Annotated in this window: 14 protein-coding genes; 5 read left to right on the forward strand and 9 right to left on the reverse strand. The window is 72.5% G+C overall.

Going from position 1 to position 19,952, the window contains the following annotated elements; translation table 11 throughout:
• Positions 1–487: 487 nt before the first annotated feature.
• Entirely contained in the window at positions 488–1,438 is a 951-nt protein-coding gene (locus HTV45_RS26190; RefSeq protein WP_215208341.1) for a DUF2510 domain-containing protein, read from the reverse strand.
• A gap of 347 nt (positions 1,439–1,785) precedes the next feature.
• Here HTV45_RS26190 and HTV45_RS26195 point away from each other — a divergent pair, with 347 nt between their 5' ends.
• The gene (locus tag HTV45_RS26195) at positions 1,786–4,473 is read left to right on the forward strand and encodes an AAA family ATPase (protein ID WP_215208342.1); all 2,688 of its coding nucleotides are present in this window, start codon (positions 1,786–1,788) and stop codon (positions 4,471–4,473) included.
• 175 nt (positions 4,474–4,648) lie between these two features.
• Here HTV45_RS26195 and pcaD read toward each other — a convergent pair whose 3' ends face one another.
• From pcaD to pcaH, 4 genes are read right to left on the reverse strand one after another with little or no spacing between them, the layout of a single operon-like run.
• Positions 4,649–5,767 (reverse strand): 3-oxoadipate enol-lactonase, encoded by a 1,119-nt coding sequence (gene pcaD / locus HTV45_RS26200; protein WP_215208343.1) that lies wholly within the window; start codon positions 5,765–5,767, stop codon positions 4,649–4,651.
• On the reverse strand, positions 5,764–7,095 hold the full coding sequence (pcaB, locus tag HTV45_RS26205) for a 3-carboxy-cis,cis-muconate cycloisomerase (protein WP_215208344.1): 1,332 nt from the start codon (positions 7,093–7,095) through the stop codon (positions 5,764–5,766). The genes pcaD and pcaB overlap by 4 nt, the downstream gene beginning before the upstream one ends.
• Complete coding sequence (pcaG, locus tag HTV45_RS26210) at positions 7,092–7,715, reverse strand: protocatechuate 3,4-dioxygenase subunit alpha (protein ID WP_215208345.1); 624 nt, start codon at positions 7,713–7,715, stop codon at positions 7,092–7,094. The genes pcaB and pcaG overlap by 4 nt, the downstream gene beginning before the upstream one ends.
• A gap of 5 nt (positions 7,716–7,720) precedes the next feature.
• Complete coding sequence (gene pcaH, locus HTV45_RS26215) at positions 7,721–8,500, reverse strand: protocatechuate 3,4-dioxygenase subunit beta (protein ID WP_215208346.1); 780 nt, start codon at positions 8,498–8,500, stop codon at positions 7,721–7,723.
• Positions 8,501–8,786: 286 nt separating this feature from the next.
• On the opposite strand from pcaH, the gene HTV45_RS26220 reads away from it, so the two are divergent.
• The gene (locus tag HTV45_RS26220; RefSeq protein WP_215208347.1) at positions 8,787–9,305 is read left to right on the forward strand and encodes a MarR family winged helix-turn-helix transcriptional regulator; all 519 of its coding nucleotides are present in this window, start codon (positions 8,787–8,789) and stop codon (positions 9,303–9,305) included.
• A 37-nt stretch (positions 9,306–9,342) separates the two neighbouring features.
• Here the strand turns inward: HTV45_RS26220 and HTV45_RS26225 are convergent, their stop codons facing one another.
• Positions 9,343–10,323: a DUF3048 domain-containing protein gene (locus HTV45_RS26225; RefSeq protein ID WP_215208387.1), complete on the reverse strand. Its 981-nt coding sequence runs from the start codon at positions 10,321–10,323 to the stop codon at positions 9,343–9,345.
• 216 nt (positions 10,324–10,539) lie between these two features.
• On the opposite strand from HTV45_RS26225, the gene HTV45_RS26230 reads away from it, so the two are divergent.
• Positions 10,540–11,730 carry a zinc-dependent alcohol dehydrogenase gene (locus tag HTV45_RS26230; RefSeq protein ID WP_215208348.1) on the forward strand — a complete coding sequence of 397 codons (1,191 nt, stop codon included), beginning with the start codon at positions 10,540–10,542 and terminating at the stop codon, positions 11,728–11,730.
• Position 11,731: 1 nt separating this feature from the next.
• Here the strand turns inward: HTV45_RS26230 and HTV45_RS26235 are convergent, their stop codons facing one another.
• The gene (locus HTV45_RS26235) at positions 11,732–12,823 is read right to left on the reverse strand and encodes an ATP-dependent DNA ligase (RefSeq protein ID WP_215208349.1); all 1,092 of its coding nucleotides are present in this window, start codon (positions 12,821–12,823) and stop codon (positions 11,732–11,734) included.
• A 74-nt stretch (positions 12,824–12,897) separates the two neighbouring features.
• On the opposite strand from HTV45_RS26235, the gene ligD reads away from it, so the two are divergent.
• Complete coding sequence (gene ligD, locus HTV45_RS26240) at positions 12,898–13,923, forward strand: non-homologous end-joining DNA ligase (RefSeq protein WP_215208350.1); 1,026 nt, start codon at positions 12,898–12,900, stop codon at positions 13,921–13,923.
• A gap of 18 nt (positions 13,924–13,941) precedes the next feature.
• On the opposite strand, the gene HTV45_RS26245 is transcribed toward ligD, so the two are convergent.
• Complete coding sequence (locus tag HTV45_RS26245) at positions 13,942–16,146, reverse strand: family 16 glycoside hydrolase (RefSeq protein ID WP_215208388.1); 2,205 nt, start codon at positions 16,144–16,146, stop codon at positions 13,942–13,944.
• Between the two features lie 23 nt (positions 16,147–16,169).
• Positions 16,170–18,596 carry a ThuA domain-containing protein gene (locus HTV45_RS26250; protein WP_215208351.1) on the reverse strand — a complete coding sequence of 809 codons (2,427 nt, stop codon included), beginning with the start codon at positions 18,594–18,596 and terminating at the stop codon, positions 16,170–16,172.
• Positions 18,597–18,878: 282 nt separating this feature from the next.
• On the opposite strand from HTV45_RS26250, the gene HTV45_RS26255 reads away from it, so the two are divergent.
• The gene (locus HTV45_RS26255; protein ID WP_215208352.1) at positions 18,879–19,883 is read left to right on the forward strand and encodes a multicopper oxidase domain-containing protein; all 1,005 of its coding nucleotides are present in this window, start codon (positions 18,879–18,881) and stop codon (positions 19,881–19,883) included.
• The last annotated feature ends 69 nt before the right edge of the window (positions 19,884–19,952 follow it).

Consider the following 19,952-nt stretch of genomic DNA (forward strand, 5'->3'; position numbering starts at 1 on the left):
TACACCCGTTCAGCCGGCCGGGGGAGGGACACGCCGGACGCCGTTCGCTCTGCTCGCGTTCGCGGCCCTGCTCGCCGCTCCCGTGCGGATCATCGCCGTGATCGTCGAACTGCTGTCCGTCGTCACGCCGGGGCGGCGCCCGGACTGGGGCGTGCGACTGCTGCGCCGGGGCGCCGGCACGGCGACGGCCGCGGCGGTCATGCTCTCGGTGCCGGCGCTCGGCGCCGTCCCGGCGCAGACCTTCGGCATCCTGCGGGTCCGGCACCCATGGGGAGGGCGCAACGCCGACCCGGACCACCTGGCCCGCTTCGTGGCGGCCGTCGTACCGCCGGCACCGGGCCCCGGACGAGACTCGGGCCGCCGCTCCCCGCGCGGGACGGCGGCCCGGCCGCGCCGCACCGTGGGGACGGGGGCGGCGCGCAGCCCGGCCGGGTGGGGCACCCCCTCGAGCGGAGGGGTGCTCCACCCGGCCGCGGGACACCGGGCGTCAGACGTCCTGCCCGTTGCCGCCGCCGGCCGTCGACACCTCGATACCCTCGGTGATCTCGTCCAGGACGGCCTGCGTCTGGTCGGTGTCGACCCCGGCGCGTACCACGACGATCTGCTTGGGCTGCGCGGGCGACGGGAAGGCGAGGGACTGCACGAGCCCGTCGGAGCCCTTGCTGGTGACCGCCTTCCAGCGCACCAGATAACCCTTCTGGCCGGCCACGGTCACGGCCTTGGACGCGAGCACGTCGTGCGAGGTGATCCGCCCGTACGCGTCCCCGCCGTAGCTCTCCTCGGCGTTGGCGGCGATGTCCGCCCTGGCGACCTCCTCGGCGGTGGAGCCGCGGCTGCCGAGCACCAGGGCGGGCGCCGAGTAGGCACCGCCCTTGGTGCAGCTCTTGTCGGTGTTGCCGGGGCAGTCGTAGGAGTCCTCCGACGTCACCGCGGCGCCCACCTGGAGCTCCTGGCCGTACCAGCCGTCCAGCACGGGCAGGCTGATGCCGCTCAACGCGTCGGTCACCGACCCGCTCTCGACCCGCGGCGGCTCGGACCCGTCCGGTTCGGACCCGTCCGGCCCCGGCTCCTCGTCCCCGGGGCCGCTGTCCCGGCCCTCCGGTGCCTGTGAGGTCGTCGACTCCCGGTCCGGGCCGTCGTCCGCCAGCGCGTACACACCCACACCGATGCTCGCCAGTACGGCCACGGCCACGGCGACGGCTATCGCGTTCCGCACCTTGTGTCCCCGGCCGGGCGCCGGCGGTGCCGGATACACCGGGTAGGCCGGGTAGGCCGGCCCGGCCGCGGCGTCCGGCGCGGGCGGACCCCACGCGGCGGCCGACCCGGCCGGCCGGACCCGGTCCGTCCAGGCCGCGCCGTCCCACCAGCGCTCGGTGGCGGGTCCGTCATTCGTCTGCCCGGGGTCGGCGTACCAGCCGGGAGGAGTCACCTGCGTCATGCCCCCACCGTATGAGGCGACGGTGAAAGCCGTATGAGAGAGCCCCGCCTCCGACCCCTTCCGACCCCTTCCGACCCACTTCGGCACCGTCCCCGCCGAGGCGCCCGTCGTCTCACGGCGCGTGCGTCACTCCCGCGGTGGTGTCCCACCCGTCCGGTGCTTCTCACCCCCGGCCCCTTGACACCCGTCGACCATCAGGACACCTGGTGAGGGGCGGGTCCCGTCCACTCCTCGTCTGCCGTGTCACCCTTCGCGGCAACACGTGTGCCGAGCGGGCACCGCTCGGCCGGGAGGGGGACTACGCTCAGGACCGTTACGTCGTTCGGGCGACTCGGGGAGGCAGCGGGATGACGGAGGTACGGCCGCCGGCCGGTCCCTCGGCTCCCTTGTGGGAGCGCGACGAGGAGGTCGCCGCCATAGCGGAGGCCGTCGACATCCTGTGCGCCGACCGCTCCTCACCGGGCAGCCTGCTGGTGCTCCGCGGCGAGGCGGGGCTGGGCAAGACCGCGCTGCTGGCCGAGACCCGGCGCATCGCCGAACACCGCGGCTGCACCGTCTGGTCCGCCCGCGGCGGCGAGACCCTGCGCTCCGTCCCCTTCAACGTCGTACGCCAACTCCTGCAGCCCGCCCTGGTGTCGATGCTTCCCGAGGAGGCCCGCGAATACCTCGGCGACTGGTACGACATCGCCGGCCCCGCCCTCGGCATAACCGACCCCGGCGACCGGCACGCGGACCCGCAGGGAGTGTGCGAGGGCCTGGTGGCCGCCGTACGCCGGCTGGCCCGCCGGGACTGGCCGCTGGTGCTGCTGATCGACGACGCCCACTGGGCCGACCAGGAGACCCTCTACTGGCTCGAGGCGTTCGCCGAACGCCTCGCCGATCTGTCGGTCCTCCTCGTGATCGCCCGCCGTCCCGGTGAGATCTCCGGGACCGGCGCCCGGCTGCTGGACGGCGTCGCCGCCGCGGCCGACCGCCCCGTCACCACCCTCAGCGCCCTCACCCCCGACGCCGCGGCCGGACTCACCCGCGCCACCCTCGGCGAGCACGCGGACGCGGCGTTCTGCCGCGAGGTGTGGGCCGTCACGGCAGGCAACCCCTACGAGACGGTCGAACTCCTCGCCAAGGTCCAGGACAGCGAACTCGAGCCCGTCGAGGCCCACGCCGCCGAACTGCGCGCCCTCAACCGCTCCGCCCGCGGCGGCGGCCTCGTCGCCCGGCTGGAGGAGCTCGGCATAGACGCCACCCGGTTCGCCTGGGCCGCCGCCATCCTCGGCACCGACATCACCGTCGGCCTGGCGGCCCAGCTCGCCACCCTCAGCCCCGACGACGCCGCCCGCTGCGCCGAACGTCTGCGCCACGCCCGTATTCTCACCGCCCCCGACCCGTCCGGCACGGGCCGTACCGGCTCCACCGACCTCGAGTTCGTCCATCCCCTGATCGCCACGGCCGTCTACAACTCCATCCCCGACGCGCTGCGCCGGGCCATGCACGGCATAGCGGCCCGGATCGTCACCGACTCCGGGCGCGGCTCCGCGGCCGCCTCCCGCCACCTTCTCGAGGTGCACCCGGACGACGACGAGGAACTCGTCTGGCAACTGCGCGAGGCCGCCCGCGAACACCTCGCCGTCGGCGCCCCGGACGCCGCCCGCCGCTGCCTGGAACGCGCGCTGGAGGAGCCGCCCCGCCCCGAGGTCCACGCGCACGTCCTTCACGAGCTGGGCAGTGCCACCCTCCTCACCGCGCCCGCCCGCACCATCGGCCATCTGCGGACCGCGCTCGGCATGCCGGGCCTCGACGGCAACCGGCGGGTGGACGCCGTGATCCGGCTCTCCCAGGCCCTGCTCCACAACGACCAGATGGAGGAGGCCGTCCGCACCGTCGAGGCGGAGGCCGCACGGCTGGAACCCGGCCCCGCCCGGATGCGGCTGCACGCCGTGCAGTTCATGTGGGAGGGCGTCCACGCCGGCGAAACCATCACACCCGACCGCTCCGAGCGGCTCGCCCGGCTCGCCGCCACCTGCACCGGACGTGACAACTCCGAACGGGCGATGCTCATCCTGCGCGGCTTCGACGCCATGATGCGCGGCGAGAACGCCGAGGAGATCGCCGAGATCTGCGACCGCGCCCTCGTCAACGGCCGCCTGGCACCCGGCCTCGGCTGGACCGACTCCGAGTGGAGCGTCGAACTCCTGCTGATGCTCGCGAGTTCCTACGTCTACACCGACCGGCTCGACCGTGCCGAAAGCCTCTACAGCGAAGCCCTGAACGCCTACGACACGGCGGGCTGGGGCGGCGGCCACCTGGTCCTGGCGCACGCCTACGTCGGGCTGGCACGCCGCAGGAGGGGCCGGCTGGAGGCGGCGGAGGCATCACTGCGCGAGTCGCTGCGCCTCGCCGAGCGCGTCGGCCGCGGACTGCCCCTGTACTGGACGGCCATCTGCAATCTCGTCGACACGCTGCTCGCCCGCGGTCACGTCGACGAGGCCTGGGCCATGGCGGAACGGCACGGTTTCGCACCGCCCTACCCGTCCACCGTCGTGCTGCCCGATCCGCGCTCCGTCCGGGGCCGGCTGCTGCTCGCCGTCGGCCGCGTCAAGGACGGCGTCAACGAGCTCGAGGCGGCGGAGAAGGCGGCGGCCGTCCGCGGCCACCACAACCCCGTACACGTCTTCGGCGCCGCCGATCTGGCCCGCGCCCTCGCCACGGAGGACCCCGCCCGCGCGGCCCGGCTGGCCGTCGACGTCCGCCGGCACGCCGAGCGCCTCGGCACGGACACCGCGATAGGGGAGGCGCTGCGCGTCGCGGCCGCCCTGGAGACGGGCCAGCGCGCGGTCCGCCTCGCCGCCCAGGCCGTCACCTACCTCGAGTCCTCCCCGTGCCAGTACGAACACGCCGCGGCCCGCGTCGAGTACGGCATCCTCGCCCGTTCCGCTCCCGACCTCGAACGCGGTCTGGCACTGGCCCGCTCCTGCGGTGCGGACGGCCTGGTGAAGCGCGCCCGAGCGGAACTGGAAACGGGCGTGGGGCTCCGTTAGCCCCCTTACCGCGGGCGGGGCAGCGTCAGGTCCGCCGTGAACCCCGCGTCCGCCGCGCGCGGACCCGCACGCCCCGCCGGGACGGGCACCGGGGCCCCTCGCCGGTGCCCGCCCGTCGGCGGACGGCGGAAGGTGACGTGACGCGGCCGCACCGGGGCCGCGCCGGAAGGTCCGGTCACCCGTCCTCCTCCGCCAGCACCCGCTGCGCCGTCGCGAACGCCGAGTTGGCGGCCGGGACCCCGCAGTACACGGCCGTCTGCAGCAGCACCGCGCCGATCTCCTCGGGGGTGAGTCCGTTCCGCCGGGCCGCCCGGACATGCATCGCGAGCTCGTCGTGGTGGCCGTGCGCCACCAGCGCGGTGAGCGTGATCATGCTGCGTTCACGGCGGCTCAGCGTCGGATCGGTCCAGACCTCGCCCCAGGCGTAGCGGGAGACGAACTCCTGGAAGCGGGCGGTGAACGGTGTCTGGCCCGCCTGTGCCCGGTCCACATGCGGATCACCCAGCACCTCGCGCCGCACCGCCGTCCCGCGCCCGGCGGGCCCGTCGAAGTGCGTCCGCAGGGCGGCCAGCACCGCCTCCGGGCACTGGGCCGGCGCCAGATGGGAGGCGCCCGGGATCTCCACGAGCGCGGCACCCGGTACCGCGTCCGCGATCTGCCGCAGATGCTCGGGCGGCGTCGCAGGGTCCTCCCGGCCGGCCACCGCCAGGGTCGGCACCGAGATCCCGGCCAGCCGCTCGCGCAGATCGAACGCGGCCAGAGCGTCACAGCACGCGGCATACGCCTCCGGGTCGGCCTCCCGGTGGTCCCGGACCAGCCGGGCAACGGTGAACCCGGGCGTGAACCAGCGCGCGCCGGCGCCCTCCGCGAGCCCGGCCGGCCCCTCGCGCCGCACCCGTGCCGCCCGCTCCTCCCACGGCTTCGCCCCGTTGAAGTGTGCCGAGGAGCAGATCACGGCCAGCGACGACACCCGCTCCGCGTGGTGCACGGCCAGATGCAGGCCCACCGCACCGCCCAGTGAGACGCCCGCGTACGCGAACCGCTCGATGCCGAGCGCGTCGGCCAGCGCGAGCACCAGACCGGCGAGATCGCCGACGGTGGCCCCGGCCCCGATCAGTTCCGCCGCCGATCCGCCGTGTCCCGGCAGGTCCCATCGGACCACCCGGTGCGCGGCCGACAGTTCGGGGGCCACCGTGTCCCACACGGCGAGGCTGGTGCCGAGGGAGGGGCCGAGCAGCAGCGGGGGAGCGGAAGCCGAGCCTTCGGCACGGTGGTTGAGGAGGGTGGCGGTCACGGTCGCTCCAGGGCACGGTCGGTGAGCACTCCGGCGGAGCCGGTGTAGCGGGCGGGGTCGAGGAGCGGGGGTAGGTCGACGCCCCGCAACTCGGGTCGCTCGGCGAGCAGTCCGCCGAGGTCCCGTCCCTCCTCGTGGGCGCGCCGGGCGAGTTCCGTCAGCAGTTCCTTCGCCCGGGCACGGCCGAGCAGGGGCGCCAGTTCGGCGGAGAGCCGCTCGGAGACGATCAACCCGTGGGTGATGCCGAGGTGTTCACGCATGGCGTCCGGACGCACCCGCAGTCCCCCGGTGAGTTCCGCGGCGTCCCGGGCCGCGCCGCCGACCAGCCGGAGCAGGTCCCGGAGCGGTTCCCACTCGGCGTGCCAGGCCCCGGCCGGGCGTTCGTCCCCGGCCACCAGGGAGCCGTAGAGGGTGGCCGCGAGCTGTGGTGCGCGCCGGGCCGCCGCCGCGATCAGTGTCGAGCGGACCGGGTTGGCCTTCTGCGGCATGGTGGAGGAACCTCCTCCGCCGCCTTCGGAGACCTCCGCGATCTCGGTACGGGAGAGGGTGAGGACGTCCGCCGCGAGTCTGCCGAGCGCCCCGGCCGTCAGCGCCAGGCACCCCGCGAGGTCCGCGACGGGTGTCCGCAGCGTGTGCCACGGCAACAATGGCGCGCGCAGGCCCAGTTCACGGGCGTAAGCGGCCGTCAGCGCGGTCGGGTCCTCGGCACCGTACGCGGCGAAGGCGGCCAGCGTGCCGGCGGCGCCGCCGAGCTGGGCGGGCAGCCGGCCCCGTACCGCGGTGACCCGGTCCCGGGCGTCCAGTACCAGCGACCGCCACCCGGCCGCCTTCAGGCCGAACGTCGTCGGCACGGCGTGCTGGGTCAGGGTCCGGCCCGGCAGCACGGTGTCGCGGTGCGCGGCGGCCAGCCGGGCCAGGGCCCGCTGGACCCGGTCGAGGTCGGCGAGGACCGGTCCCAGGGTGCGGTGGGCGACCAGCATCGCCGCCGAGTCCATGATGTCCTGGCTGGTGGCCCCCCGGTGCACGGCCGGTCCGTGCTCCGCACCGACCGCCCGGGTCAGGTCCGCGACCAGCGGAATCACCGGATTGCCGCCGTCGCGGGCCCGCGCGGCCAGGGACGCGGGGTCGAAACGGTCCGGCTCGGCCGCCTCCGTCACCGCCGCCGCCGACTCGGCCGGGGCGAGCCCCAGCGCCGCCTGCGCCCGGACCAGCGCGGCCTCCGCGTCCAGCATGGCCCGCAGGAACGCCCTGTCGCCGGTCTCGGCGGCGGCCGGGGAGCCGGCCCAGCCGGGGCCGAGCAGCCCGGTGTCGGAATCGGCTGATGTCACTGGAACTCCAGGAAGACCGTCTCGCCCTCGCCCTGAAGGCGGACGTCGAAACGGTACGTGCCCGCGCCCTCCTCGTCCGCGACCAGCGTGTCGCGGCGCTGAGGGTCCAGCCGCGACAGCAGCGGATCGGCCGTCAGCGCGGCCGAGTCGCCGGGCAGGTAGATCCGGGTGAACACATGCACCAGCAGACCCCGCGCGAAGACGCACACAGCGAGGTACGGAGCGTTCCGGCCACGCGCTCCCGGGCGCAGCGTACGGACGTACCAGTGGCCGTTCGCGTCGGTCTGGACGCGGCCGAAACCGGTGAACTCCACGCCGTTGCGGCCGAGGAAGCCCCCGCTCGCCGGGTCGCGCCGCATCGAGCCGTCGACCGCCGGGAGGACACCTCCGGGGTCCGGCCCCCACAGCTCCAGCAGCGCGTCGGGCAGGGGTCGGCCCGCCCCGTCGTACACATGGCCGTGCACGGTGACCGTGTCCGGGTGCCCGGCGGGGGCGATCTCCTCGCCGCCCCGGAAGGGCAGCGCATGGCCGTAGAACGGGCCGACGGTGTGTGAGGGGGTGGGCAGCACGTTCTCCGGGCTGCCGCTGCCGCTGCCGCTGCCGGTGCCGGTCTTCGTCATGGTGGTCAGCGCCCTTCTTCCGTCCAGGTGGCCCGTGGCCCGTCCAGCACGATGTCCCAGTGGTAACCGAGGGAGAACTCCGGCACCGACAGTCCGTGGTCGTAGGCCGCGACCAGCCGCTGCCGCGCCGCGTCGTCGGTCACGGACTGCAGGATCGGGTCGTACGGGAAGAGCGGGTCGCCCGGGAAGTACATCTGCGTCACCAGCCGCTGGGTGAACGCGGTGCCGAAGACGGAGAAGTGGATGTGCGCCGGGCGCCAGGCGTTCACGTGGTTGCGCCACGGGTACGGGCCCGGCCGGACGGTGGTGAAGCGGTAGCACCCGTCGGCGTCGGAGAGGGTGCGGCCCACGCCGGTGAAGTTCGGGTCCAGCGGGGCGTCGTGCTGTTCCCGCTGATGGGCGTAGCGTCCGGCCGAGTTGGCCTGCCAGATCTCCACCAGCTGGCCGCGCACCGGCCGTCCGGACCGGTCCAGCAGTCTGCCGGAGACGGTGATGCGCTCGCCGACGGGCTCACCGGTGTGCTGCCGGGTGAGATCGTTGTCGGTCTCGGTGATGTCCCGTCCGCCGAACGCGGGGGAGGCCAGCTCCACCAGCTCCGGGTCCCCGGACACGTCGATGGCGACCGGCGGCCGCCCCGGGTGGCGCAGCACGGAGGAACGGTACGGCGGGTAGCCGCGGCGCGGGTGGTGTTCGGCGGGTGCGCCGTCGGCGAGCCGTTTCCCGTACGCCGCGTGCTCGGCCGCGATCTCCCGGTCGATGTCGGCTTGACTGAGTGCTTCGGTCACGACACGTCCTCCCCGGGGGCGGGTTCGGCCCCGGTCTCGGCGGTGTTCTCCCGGACGGTCACACCGGGTGCGGTCGCGGCGGGGGCGAGCCCGGCGCCGATGACGCCGAGGTGATCCCCTCGGCCATCCGGGCACCCGGTCCCTCCCGTCGGACCGAGCCGTCCGCCTCGGCCATATGGTCAGCCCACTGAGTATTTGCCGGAGCATCGCCTCTGTCCAGTACTGTCCGGAATCTGGGTAATCATCAGTGCGGGGACGAAGCGAAGAAATGACCGGGGGAGCGCATATGGCCGCCGTGGACCTCACCACCCATCCCGGGCATCTGGCCCGCCGGCTCCAGCAGGCCCATCACCTGCTGTGGACCACGATGGTCTCCGAGGAGATCACCTCGCCGCAGTTCGCCGTCCTGAACGCGCTCGTCGCCGAACCGGGGCTCGACCAGCGCACCGTGGGGGAGCGGGTCGGGCTCGACCGGTCCACCATCGCCGAGGTGACCGCCCGGCTCGTCCGGCGCGGACTGCTGGACAAGATCCGCGATCCGCGGGACGGCCGGCGCTTCCGGCTGTGCCTCACCGACGACGGAGCGCGTACCCACCGCCGGCTGACGGTGCGCACCGCGCGGATGAACCAGGTCTTCCTGGCCCCGCTCGAGGAGGATGAGCGAGCGGTCTTCACCGGCCTGCTGCTGCGGGTCGCGGACGCCGCCGAGACCCTGCGCGATCCGGCGCCGTCCCCGGCCGCCCCGTCCGGCCGCCCGGCACCGTCCGCCCCGCCCGACCGTCCGGCGGTGACCGTCCGGCGGTGACTGCCCGGCGGTGACTGCCCGGCGCCGACGGACCGGCTCAGGATGCCTCCGCGTACACCACCCACACCTGGCCGCGCGCGAAGTTCAGCGGCTCTCCGGAGTCGGTGGTGAACGAGGTGCCGTCCTCGGCGGACGGCCGCTTCCAGTTCGCCTCCCACGCGCGCCCGTCGCGCAGCACGGTGGCCTCCCCGGAGCCCACCGTCTCGGTGAACGGAGTGGTGTTGCCGAGGAAGTCACGGAAGCCGGAGGGGCGCACGGTCACGTGCTGCACGACGACCGTCGCGGGCGCCAGCCGTTCACCCCCGCTGGTCACGGCCGGCGTGCCGTCCATCGACACCAGCCAGCGGTCCTGCGCGCCGGACCAGGTGAAGGTGAAACGGGCCGCCGGGTAGCGCACGGTGAGCTCGTTCTGCGGCGCACCGTCCGCAGGGGGCCGGCCGAAGCGGAAACCCGTGGTCAGCGCGGCCTCACCCGGCGGGTCGTCCATGACGCGCTCCGGCCGCAGGAACAGATTGTGCGGGGCGGAGCGGTCGGAGTCCCGGATGTAGGCGTCGGGCTCGGACTCGGGGGTCACCGCCTCCAGCGGTGCCTCCTCGATGAGCGGCTTCAGCTTGCTCTGCGCCCCGGAGAAGGCCAGCAGCGGCCGGTCGAACTGGCGCAGCAGCTCCAGATCTGCCTCCCGCGCACTGCGCACCGGCCCGACGGACTCCGGCAGTGCGGTGGCGTACACGGCGATCAGCCTGCTGCTTCCGCCCTCGACCTGTTCGGTGTACACCACGTCGGCGTCGTCCAGGCCGGTCTGGGGCCGGGCGGCGGGGGCGTTGTCGATCTTCACGGCGAGGGCCGGCGGGGCGTCCTGTGCCGGAGACTCGCGGGTCGTTCCGCGCCCGTCGTCGGGCGGACCGTCGGACGTCGTGCAGCCCGCCGCCAGACCGGCCGTCAGCACGGCGACGAGCAGCAGCCCCGTCCCCGTACCGCGCCGTCGGCGCGTTCCTCGTTGCGTGCCCACCGTGCCCACCGTGCCCACCGTCGCCACCGAGCCTGCCTCTTGTCATCCGTTGTCTCGATTGTGCGCTTTTCTGATTGTCTCTGGCCATCGCGGAGCGGAGGGAATCCCGCGCGGCGGCGTCCGCCGATCGGCCGAGCGGCCCGCGGTTCGGTGGACGGCCGCTCGGGTACCCGGACGGCCACCGCATGAGCGGTACACCGGCCACGACGGAGGGAGCGGGCGGCGATGAGGGCACTGACCTGGCAGGGAAAGCGGGACGTACGGGTGGAGACCGTGCCCGACCCACGGATCGAGGAGCCGACGGACGCGATCATCCGCGTCACCTCCAGCGGGCTGTGCGGATCCGATCTGCATCTCTACGAGGTGCTGACCCCGTTCATGACACCGGGCGACATCCTCGGTCACGAACCGATGGGCATCGTCGAGGAGGTCGGTGCGGCGGTGCCGGACCTCCAGGCCGGTGACCGGGTCGTGGTCCCGTTCCAGATCGCCTGCGGCAACTGCTGGATGTGCCTGACCGGCCTGCCCACCCAGTGCGAGACCACCCAGGTCAGCGCCGAGGGCATGGGCGCGGCCCTGTTCGGCTACACCAGGCTGTACGGAGCGGTGCCGGGCGCCCAGGCCGAGTACCTGCGCGTCCCGCAGGCCCAGTACGGCCCGATCAAGGTCCCCGAGGGGCCCTCCGACGACCGGTTCCTCTACCTCTCCGACGTCCTGCCCACCGCCTGGCAGGCGGTCGCCTACGCCGGTGTGCCGAAGGGCGGCAGCGTCGCGGTGCTCGGGCTCGGCCCCATCGGTGACATGGCCTGCCGGATCGCACAGGTCCAGGGCGCCGGACGGGTGTTCGGCGTGGACCTGGTCCCGGAGCGGCTGCGCCGGGCGAAGGAGCGGGGCGTGGAGACCTTCGACCTGCGCTCCTTCGACGACGAGAAGGAACTGGTGACCGCCATCCGCGACCGGACCGACGGCCGGGGCCCGGACGCCGTGATCGACGCCGTCGGCACCGAGGCGCACGGCGGTGCCGCGGCCCGCATGGTGCAGAACGCGGCCGCGCTGCTGCCCCGCAAACTGGGCGGCCCCATGGCGGAACGGTTCAGCGTCGACCGGCTCGCCGCCCTGCACACCGCCATCGAGCTGGTGCGCCGCGGCGGCACCATCTCGATCAGCGGCGTCTACGGCGGCATGGCCGACCCGATGCCCATGCTCACGCTGTTCGACAAGCAGATCCAGATGCGCATGGGCCAGGCGAACGTACGCCGCTGGAGTGACGAGATCATCCCCTACCTCACCGACGAGGACCCCCTCGGCGTCGACGACTTCGCCACCCACCACCTGCCGCTGACCGACGCACCGCACGCCTACGAGATGTTCCAGAAGAAGCAGGACGGGGCGGTCAAGGTGGTCCTGCGGCCCTGACTCAGCCGTCCCGGGGTCCCTGACCGGAGGGGCCGCCGAGGATCTCGGCCAGGTCGTAGCGGACCGGCTCCTCGAGCTGCGCGAAGGTGCAGCTCTCGGGAGTACGGTCGGGGCGCCGGCGGCGGAAACGGGCGGTGTGCCGGAAACGCCGCCCGTTCTCCATGTGGTCGTAGGCCACCTCGGCCACCAGCTCCGGCCTGAGCGGCACCCACGACAGGTCCTTCTTCCCCGACCAGCGGCTCGGCGCCCCCGGCAGCCGTGCCGTCTCGTGCGCCGCCGCCTCCGCCCAGGCCGCCCACGGATGGCCCGACACGTCGTCCATCCGCAGCGGCTCCAGCTCCTCGATCAGCTCCGCGCGACGCTTCATGGAGAAGGCCGCGCAGACTCCCACGTGCTGCAGGACGCCGGCCTCGTCGTACAGGCCCAGCAGCAGCGAGCCCACGACAGGGCCGCTCTTGTGCAGCCGGTACCCGGCCACCACCGCATCGGCCGTGCGCTCGTGCTTGATCTTGAACATGGCCCGCTCGTCCTGCCGGTAGCCCAGCGCCGGCGGCTTGGCGACCACCCCGTCCAGCCCCGCCCCCTCGTACTGCTCGAACCAGCCCCGCGCCACCTCGATGTCCCGTGTCGCCGGGGCCACGTGCACCGGCGGGCCGGCTCCCTCCAGCGCCCGGACCAGCAGCTCCCGTCTGTCGGACAGCGGGACCCCCAGCAGTGACTCGTCCTCCAGCGCCAGCACGTCGAAGGCGACGAACGACGCCGGGGTCCGCTCGGCGAGCGTCCGCACCCTCGAGTCCGCGGGGTGGATGCGCTCGGTGAGCGCGTCGAAGTCGAGATGCCCTTCCCGGGCGATGACGATCTCGCCGTCCATCACACACCGTGGTGGCAGCCACTCCCGCACGGCTTCCACCACTTCAGGGAAGTACCTGGTCAGCGGCTTGCCGGTACGGCTGCCCAGCTCGACCTCGTCCCCGTCGCGGAACACGATCGCCCGGAAGCCGTCCCACTTGGCCTCGTAGTGCATGTCGGGCGGGATCCTCGCCACCGACTTGGCGAGCATCGGTTTCACGGGCGGCATGACGGGCAGATCCATGCTCCGATTCTGCGCGCCCCCGCCCGTCGCCGCCCGGTGTGCGAGGCAGGTGCGCCACGCCTACCGTGGCTCGCATGGGTGACGCGGTGGAACTGCACGTGGCCGGCCGGACCGTACGGCTGTCCAGTCCGGACAAGGTCTTCTTCCCGGAGCACGGCTACACCAAGCTGGACGTGGCCCGCTACTACCAGGCCGTGGCCCCCGGCATCCTGCGCGCCCTGCGCGAGCGGCCCACCACCCTGCAGCGCTACCCGGACGGCGTCACCGGCGAGTGGTTCTACCAGAAGCGGGCGCCCAAGGGCATGCCCGACTGGATCCCCACCGCGCACATCACCTTCCCCAGCGGCCGCAGCGCCGACGAGATGTGCCCCACCGAGGAAGCGGCGGTGGTGTGGGCCGCCCAGTACGGCACGCTCGTCTTCCACCCCTGGCCGGTGCGCCGCGCCGACGTCGACCACCCGGACGAACTGCGCCTCGACCTCGATCCGCAGCCCGGCACCGACTATGACGACGCAGTCCGGGCCGCTCACGAACTGCGCGCGGTGCTCGACGAGTTCGGAGGTCTGCGCGGGTGGCCCAAGACCTCCGGCGGGCGCGGCATCCACGTCTTCGTGCCGATCGAACCGCGCTGGACCTTCACCCAGGTCCGCCGCGCCGCGATCGCCGTGGGCCGGGAACTCGAACGCCGGATGCCGGAACAGGTCACCATCAAGTGGTGGAAGGAGGAGCGCGGCGAGCGCATCTTCGTCGACTACAACCAGACCGCCCGCGACCGCACCATCGCCTCCGCCTACTCCGTACGCCCCCGCCCGCACGCGCCCGTCTCGGCACCGCTGCGCTGGGAGGAGGTCGGCGTCGCGCACCCGCGGGACTTCGACATCACGACCATGCCCGCGCGCTTCGCCGAACTCGGCGACGTGCACGCGGACATGGACGATCACACGTTCTCACTGGAACCCTTGCTGGAACTCGCCCGCCGCGACGAACACGACCACGGCTTGGGCGATCTGCCGTACCCGCCCGAGTATCCGAAGATGCCGGGAGAACCCAGCCGGGTGCAGCCGAGCCGGGCCAGGAAGCCGGGATCCCCGGCCTCCTGACCCGCGCGGACCCCGCGGCTACAGGTCCTTGATCCGGACGTCCCGGTAGGAGACGACGTCCGTCGTGCCGTGCACCTGCAGTCCGATGTAACCGGAGGCGAACCGCCGCCCGTCCGTGCCCGGGTCGTCCGAGCGCGGCGGGGTGAAGTCCTGGCCGCCGGTGTTGTCGAACTCGTTGATCAGCACGCCGTTGCGGTAGACCGAGTAGTGCTGGTCCACCACGCGGATCTCGTAGTCGTTCCAGGTGCCCTTCTGCGTCACGCCCGCGCCGGCCAGGCCCACGCGGTCGAAGCCGTAGACCGAGCCCGTCTTGTACATGTCGCCGGTGGGCGAGTCGAACACCTGTACCTCGTGCCCGTACTTGATGGCGGCCCACTCCGGCCGCGGCTCCTCCGGGTGGTCGTGGATCTGCGGGAACCGCACGAAGACACCGGAGTTGGCGTTGCCGGTGCCCGGAGCGTCGTCACGCCACTGGAGCTTCAGCGAGAAGTCGCCGTACGTGCGCTCGGGGAACCACAGCATGCCGAGCCCGCCCCGGGAGGTGCCGGAGGTGATCGACCCGTCAGGATTCAGCGCGAACGAACCACCGCCCACCTGCTCCCACTTGGCGAACGACCCCGCGGTGCCGTCCAGGATCTTGCGGTAGCCGTCGGTCTGGCCCGGCGTGCCCACACCGGACTGCCTGGCCGCCTGGTTGATGGCCTTCCGCTCCCGCTGGTCGATGACCCCTTCGCTCTTGAGCCGGTCCAGGACGCCCTTCACGTGCTTCAGGAACAGCGCCTGCGAGGTCCACTGCTTCTCGTCCTCGATCAGCTCGCCGATCCGGCACCGGTTGTTGGTGACCCGGTTCGGCACACCCGAGTCGACCGTGCCGACGATCACTGTCAGTCGCTCGTCGTACTCGGGACAGTTGGGCGCCGGTACCCCGCCGTCGGCCACGACCGTGAAGCTCACCGTGAGCGGCGCGGAGGTGTTGCCGGCCTTGTCGCTCGCCCGGTAGGCCACGGTGTGCCGGCCCGTCCGGTCGACGACCACGGGCGCGCCGTACGCCAGATACGGACCGCCGTCGAGCGAGTACTCGATACCGGCGACCCCGGAACCGCCGTGCCCGTCGTCGGCGCTGACGGTCACCGTGGCGTCACCCACGTAGGCGCCGTCGGAGTTCCTGACGCCCCCGACGGTCACGCCGGTCGCCGGCGGGGTGGTGTCCTGCGGGGGAGCGGCGACGACCGTGAACTCCACGCTCTTGACCGCCGCGGTGTTGCCCGCCTTGTCGGTGGCGCGGTAGCGCACGGTGTGCTCGCCCACCTGGTGCACCATCACCGGGCCGGTGTACGCCTGCCAGGCGCCGCCGGCCCCGAGGGCGTACTCGATGCCGTTGACGCCGGAGCCGGTGTCCGACGCGGTGACGGTGACCGTCGCCATGTCGATGTAGTCACCGGCGTCGTTCTTCTCGCCGTCCACCGTTGCCGAGGTCTCCGGCGCCGTGGTGTCGTCCGTCGGCGGCGGGACGACCGTGAACTCCACGCTCTTCTCCGCCGAGACGTTGCCCGCCTTGTCCAGCGCGCGGTAGCGCACCGTGTGGGTGCCGACCTGGTCGACCACGACCGGGGCGGTGTACGGCTGCCAGGCCGCGTCGGCGCCGAGGGCGTACTCGATCCGGTCCACGCCCGAACCCTCGTCGGTGGCCTCGACGCTCACGCTCGCCGAACCCACGTACTCGCCCTTGTCGTTCTGCGAGCCGGTCACCTCAGCCGTGGCCCCGGGCGCCGTGGTGTCCTCACCGCTGCCCTCGGTCACCGTCAGGATGCCCTGCATCTCGCCGTGGCCCTGGATGGTGCAGTGGTAGAAGTACCGGCCCGGGGTGAGGACCACCTCGGCGGTGTGCCGGCCGCCCTGGCTGTCGCCCGGGTTGGCCAGGATGTTCAGCTGGACGTCGTTGTTGAACTCCGGGTCGGAGGTCACGAACGTCAGCGTGTGCGGCATGCCGGTGGTGTTGCCGGTGGCCGCGCTGTTCTCGAAGACGATCGTCGCCGGACCGGCCACCGCTGTGGCCGGCGCGGACGTGTACTCGGTGATGCTGTCACCGGCGGTCCAGGTGAGGACCTGCTCCGCCGCCTCCGCAGCCTCGGCCGCCGCGGACCCGGCGGACTCGCCGGCCGCGGACGTCGACGTCTGCAGACCGAGCGTCATCAGCAGGGCGGCCAGCAGGCCGGCCCACATTCTTCGTTGCCGTATCACTGGTTTCATCCGGCCTTCCTCGCCAGCTGACCGGCGGCCGGGGTGGGACCGCCGCCCGTGTAGGTGACCCGCCACAGCGCGGACTTGGCGTCGGAGGTGAAGAAGCCGCGCCCGTAGTCGAGGACGTACAGCGCGCCGTCCGGGCCGAACTTCCAGTCCATCAGGTTCCTGATGCCGTCGTTGCCGACCGGCACGATCTTCTTCAGGGACTCCGAGTGCACCGGGAGACCGCCGTCTCCTTGCGTCTTCGGGTCCATCAGCACCGCATTGCGCGGCTGGTCGGCGTCGTAGAAGTCACCGACGAACCACTTGCCGTCCCAGTAGGCGGGCCACTTGACCTCGCTGGCGCTGCCGGCGTCGTAGCGGTAGACCGGGCCGTTCATCGCGGCCTGGCCGCCACCCTTCAGCCAGGGCAGCCGGTAGGTCGCCTCGGCCTCCTTGTACGACGGGACGCCGTTCGCGTCGCGCGGGTAGTCCGGGGCGCCGCCCTGCGGCGAGTACCAGATGTTGTTGCTGGTCACCGGCGGCAGATTGACCAGGCCGTCGTTGTTCGGCGACTCGTTCTTCGGGGCGTCGCAGTCGTACCAGCCCAGCGGCTGGGACGGGTCGGGCAGATTGCGGTCCCGGTAGGGCTGGTTGTCGCCCATGCAGTACGGCCAGCCGCGGTTGGAGGCCTTCGTGATCGCGGCGAAGGTGTCGTACTTCGCCGGGCCCCAGGTGGTCGACGGGGAACCGGCGTCCGGGCCGACCCAGCCGGCGTAGAGCACGTCGGTCTTCCGGTCGACGGAGATGCGCGAGGGGTTGCGCACACCCATCACGTAGATCTCGCCGCGTGTCTTGCCCCCGCCCTCGGCGGTCTCCTCACCGGTGAAGAGGTTGCCCTCGGGGAGGGTGTACGTGCCGTCCGGCTCCGGGTGGATGCGCAGGATCTTGCCGTTGAGGTTGTTGGTGTTGCCGGCGGTGCGGCGCGCGTCCGCGAAGGAGACGCCCTTGAAGTTGGGCTCCGGGTTGTTGCCCGAGTAACCGCTGCTGAAGCCACTGGAGTTGGTGTCTCCGGTGGCGATGTACAGGTTGTCCTTGGAGTCCCAGGCCATCCCGCCGCCCGCGTGGCAGCAGCTGTGGATCTGCACCGGCCACTTCAGCAGCACCTTCTCGCTGCTCAGGTCCAGTGTGTCGGTGGCCCGGTCGAGCGTGAAGCGGGAGACCCGCCGCTCGCCCATGTGTGTGTCCCGGTTGATCTCGGAGTGCGGTGTGTAGTGCAGGTACACCCACCCGTTCTGCTCGAACCGCGGGTCCAGTTCGATGCCGAGCAGGCCCTCCTCGACCTTGCGCAGTTCGTCGCCGCCGCCCTTGTTGCCGAAGACGGTGAGTGCCCCGGCGAGGGTGACCTCCCCGGTCTTCGGGTCGTAGACGTGGATCTCGCCCTTGCCCTTGCCGATGTCGGGGTCGTTCCAGTCGGTGACGACGGGCTGGGAGGAGTCCGCGCCGCCCCGGCCGATGTAGAACACGCGGCCGTCGGGGGCGGTGACCAGACCGTGCGGTTCGCCGATCTGGTCGTTCTGGCCCGGCTTGTTGGGCTGGGTGAGCCGCTCCGCCGTGTAGTTCCCGGTGATCGTCGCCCTGCAGTCGGCCTGCGCGAGACGGTTGGTCCACAACAGGGCGCCGCGCAGATGCTCACGGAAGTCGGTCTCGTCGTACGACGACACCGTGCCGCCCATCCCGGTGTAGAAGGACCGGCCGCCGTCGTAGTCACGGCACCAGCTGACCGGGTGGTCCCAGCCGTTGGCGCCCGCGCCGGGCGTGTAGGTCGATTCCCGCACCCGGGCGACCGTGTGCACGTCGCCGGAGGGGTTCTTGACCCAGTTCAGCCATTTGTCGGGCCGTTTCCACTGCGTGGGCAGGCTCTTGGCCGCCGGATGCGTCCGGTCGCCGACCTCGACGGTCGCCCGCTGCACCGTGTCCGGACCCGCGGCCGGGCGGGCGCCGATCAGACCGGTGAACCAGTCCGAGTACGGCTCCGCGCGGGCCGCGTCGTGCAGACCGACGAAACCGCCGCCGGCCTCCATGTACGCCTCCAGGCCCGCCTCCTGGTCGGGGTCGAGGACATCCCCGCCGCCGGTCAGGAAGACGATGGTGTTGAAGCGGCCCAGCTTCTTGGCGTTGGTGAAGACCGAGGCGTTGTCGGTGGCGGTGACCGCGAAGCGCTGGTCCTCCGGCCCGGAGAGCCCGATCCGCTCGATCGCCGCGATCCCCGCGTTCACCAGCGGTGACTCGTCACCGCCGGCAGCCGAACCGTGGAACAGCAGCACCCGTACGTTCGCGCCGCCCGGAGGCGACTTGATGGACATCGTTGTCAGAGACGGATCCGGGGCCGGGCGCGCGCTGGCGGCGGGGCCCGACAGCAGTCCGGCGGTGACGGCGCCGGCGGTCACGGTGGCCGCCCAGAGACGTCGTCTCGCTCTCGTCCTTCGTGCGCTCGCGGCGCCTGACGTGCTCAAACCTCTTAAGCCCATGGGTTCTTGATGCGATGTGGACCGCACGTGGCCACCCACCCCTCCTCGGTCGCAGCAACAGCGTCAAGGAAGCTAGACCTCTTTGCGCCACACGCCAATACCTATCGCAGCAATGGACCGAACTTTGTCCTGAGTGTGGATAAACCAGGGGCGGGCCGCTACGGTTTCACAGGTTCATGACAGCCAACTGGGGAGTTCGGCATGGACAGACGCGATTTCAACCGGAGGGTACTGCTGAGCGGCGCGGCCGTCGCGACATCGTTGTCCGTCGCACCCGAGGCCGTGAGCGCGCCCGAAGCCGCGAAGGCGGCCGCCCGGGTGAGGACCGCTCCGGCCGGCGGCGAGGTGCGACGCGTCAAGATGTACGCCGAGCGCCTGGCCGGCGGACAGATGGGCTACGGCTTCGAGAAGGGCAAGGCGTCGATCCCGGGCCCGCTGATCGAACTCAACGAGGGCGACACACTGCACATCGAGTTCGAGAACACCATGGACGTGCCCGTGAGCCTGCACGTCCACGGCCTGGACTACGAGATCTCCAGCGACGGCACCCGGCAGAACAGGAGCGCCGTCGGGCCCGGCGGCACCCGCACCTACACCTGGCGCACCCACAGGCCCGGCCGGCGCTCCGACGGCACCTGGCGGACGGGCAGCGCGGGCTACTGGCACTACCACGACCACGTCGTCGGCACCGAGCACGGCACCGGAGGCATCCGGAACGGGCTCTACGGGCCGGTCATCGTGCGCCGCAAGGGCGACGTCCTGCCCGACGCGACCCACACCATCGTCTTCAACGACATGACGATCAACAACAGGCCCGCCCACACCGGCCCGGACTTCGAGGCCACCGTGGGTGACCGCGTCGAATTCGTCTCGATCACGCACGGCGAGTACTACCACACCTTCCACATGCACGGTCACCGCTGGGCGGACAACCGCACCGGCATGCTCACCGGTCCCGACGACCCCAGTCAGGTCATCGACAACAAGATCTGCGGCCCGGCCGACTCCTTCGGATTCCAGATCATCGCCGGGGAGGGCGTCGGCGCCGGCGCCTGGATGTACCACTGCCATGTCCAGAGCCACTCCGACATGGGCATGGTCGGGTTGTTCCTGGTGAAGAAGCCGGACGGCACCATCCCCGGATACGACCCGCACGAGCACGCCCACGGCACGGCCGCCGGCAAGGAGCCGGAGCACGAGCACTGACCTGCCCGCCGTGATCCGAGAGCGCTCTCCCGCGCAGCCGGGCCGGGGCTATCCTTTCCCGCAGCCGCA

Origin of the sequence: Streptomyces sp. CHD11 (assembly GCF_018638295.1) — a bacterium.
Classification (GTDB): Bacteria; Actinomycetota; Actinomycetes; order Streptomycetales; family Streptomycetaceae; genus Streptomyces.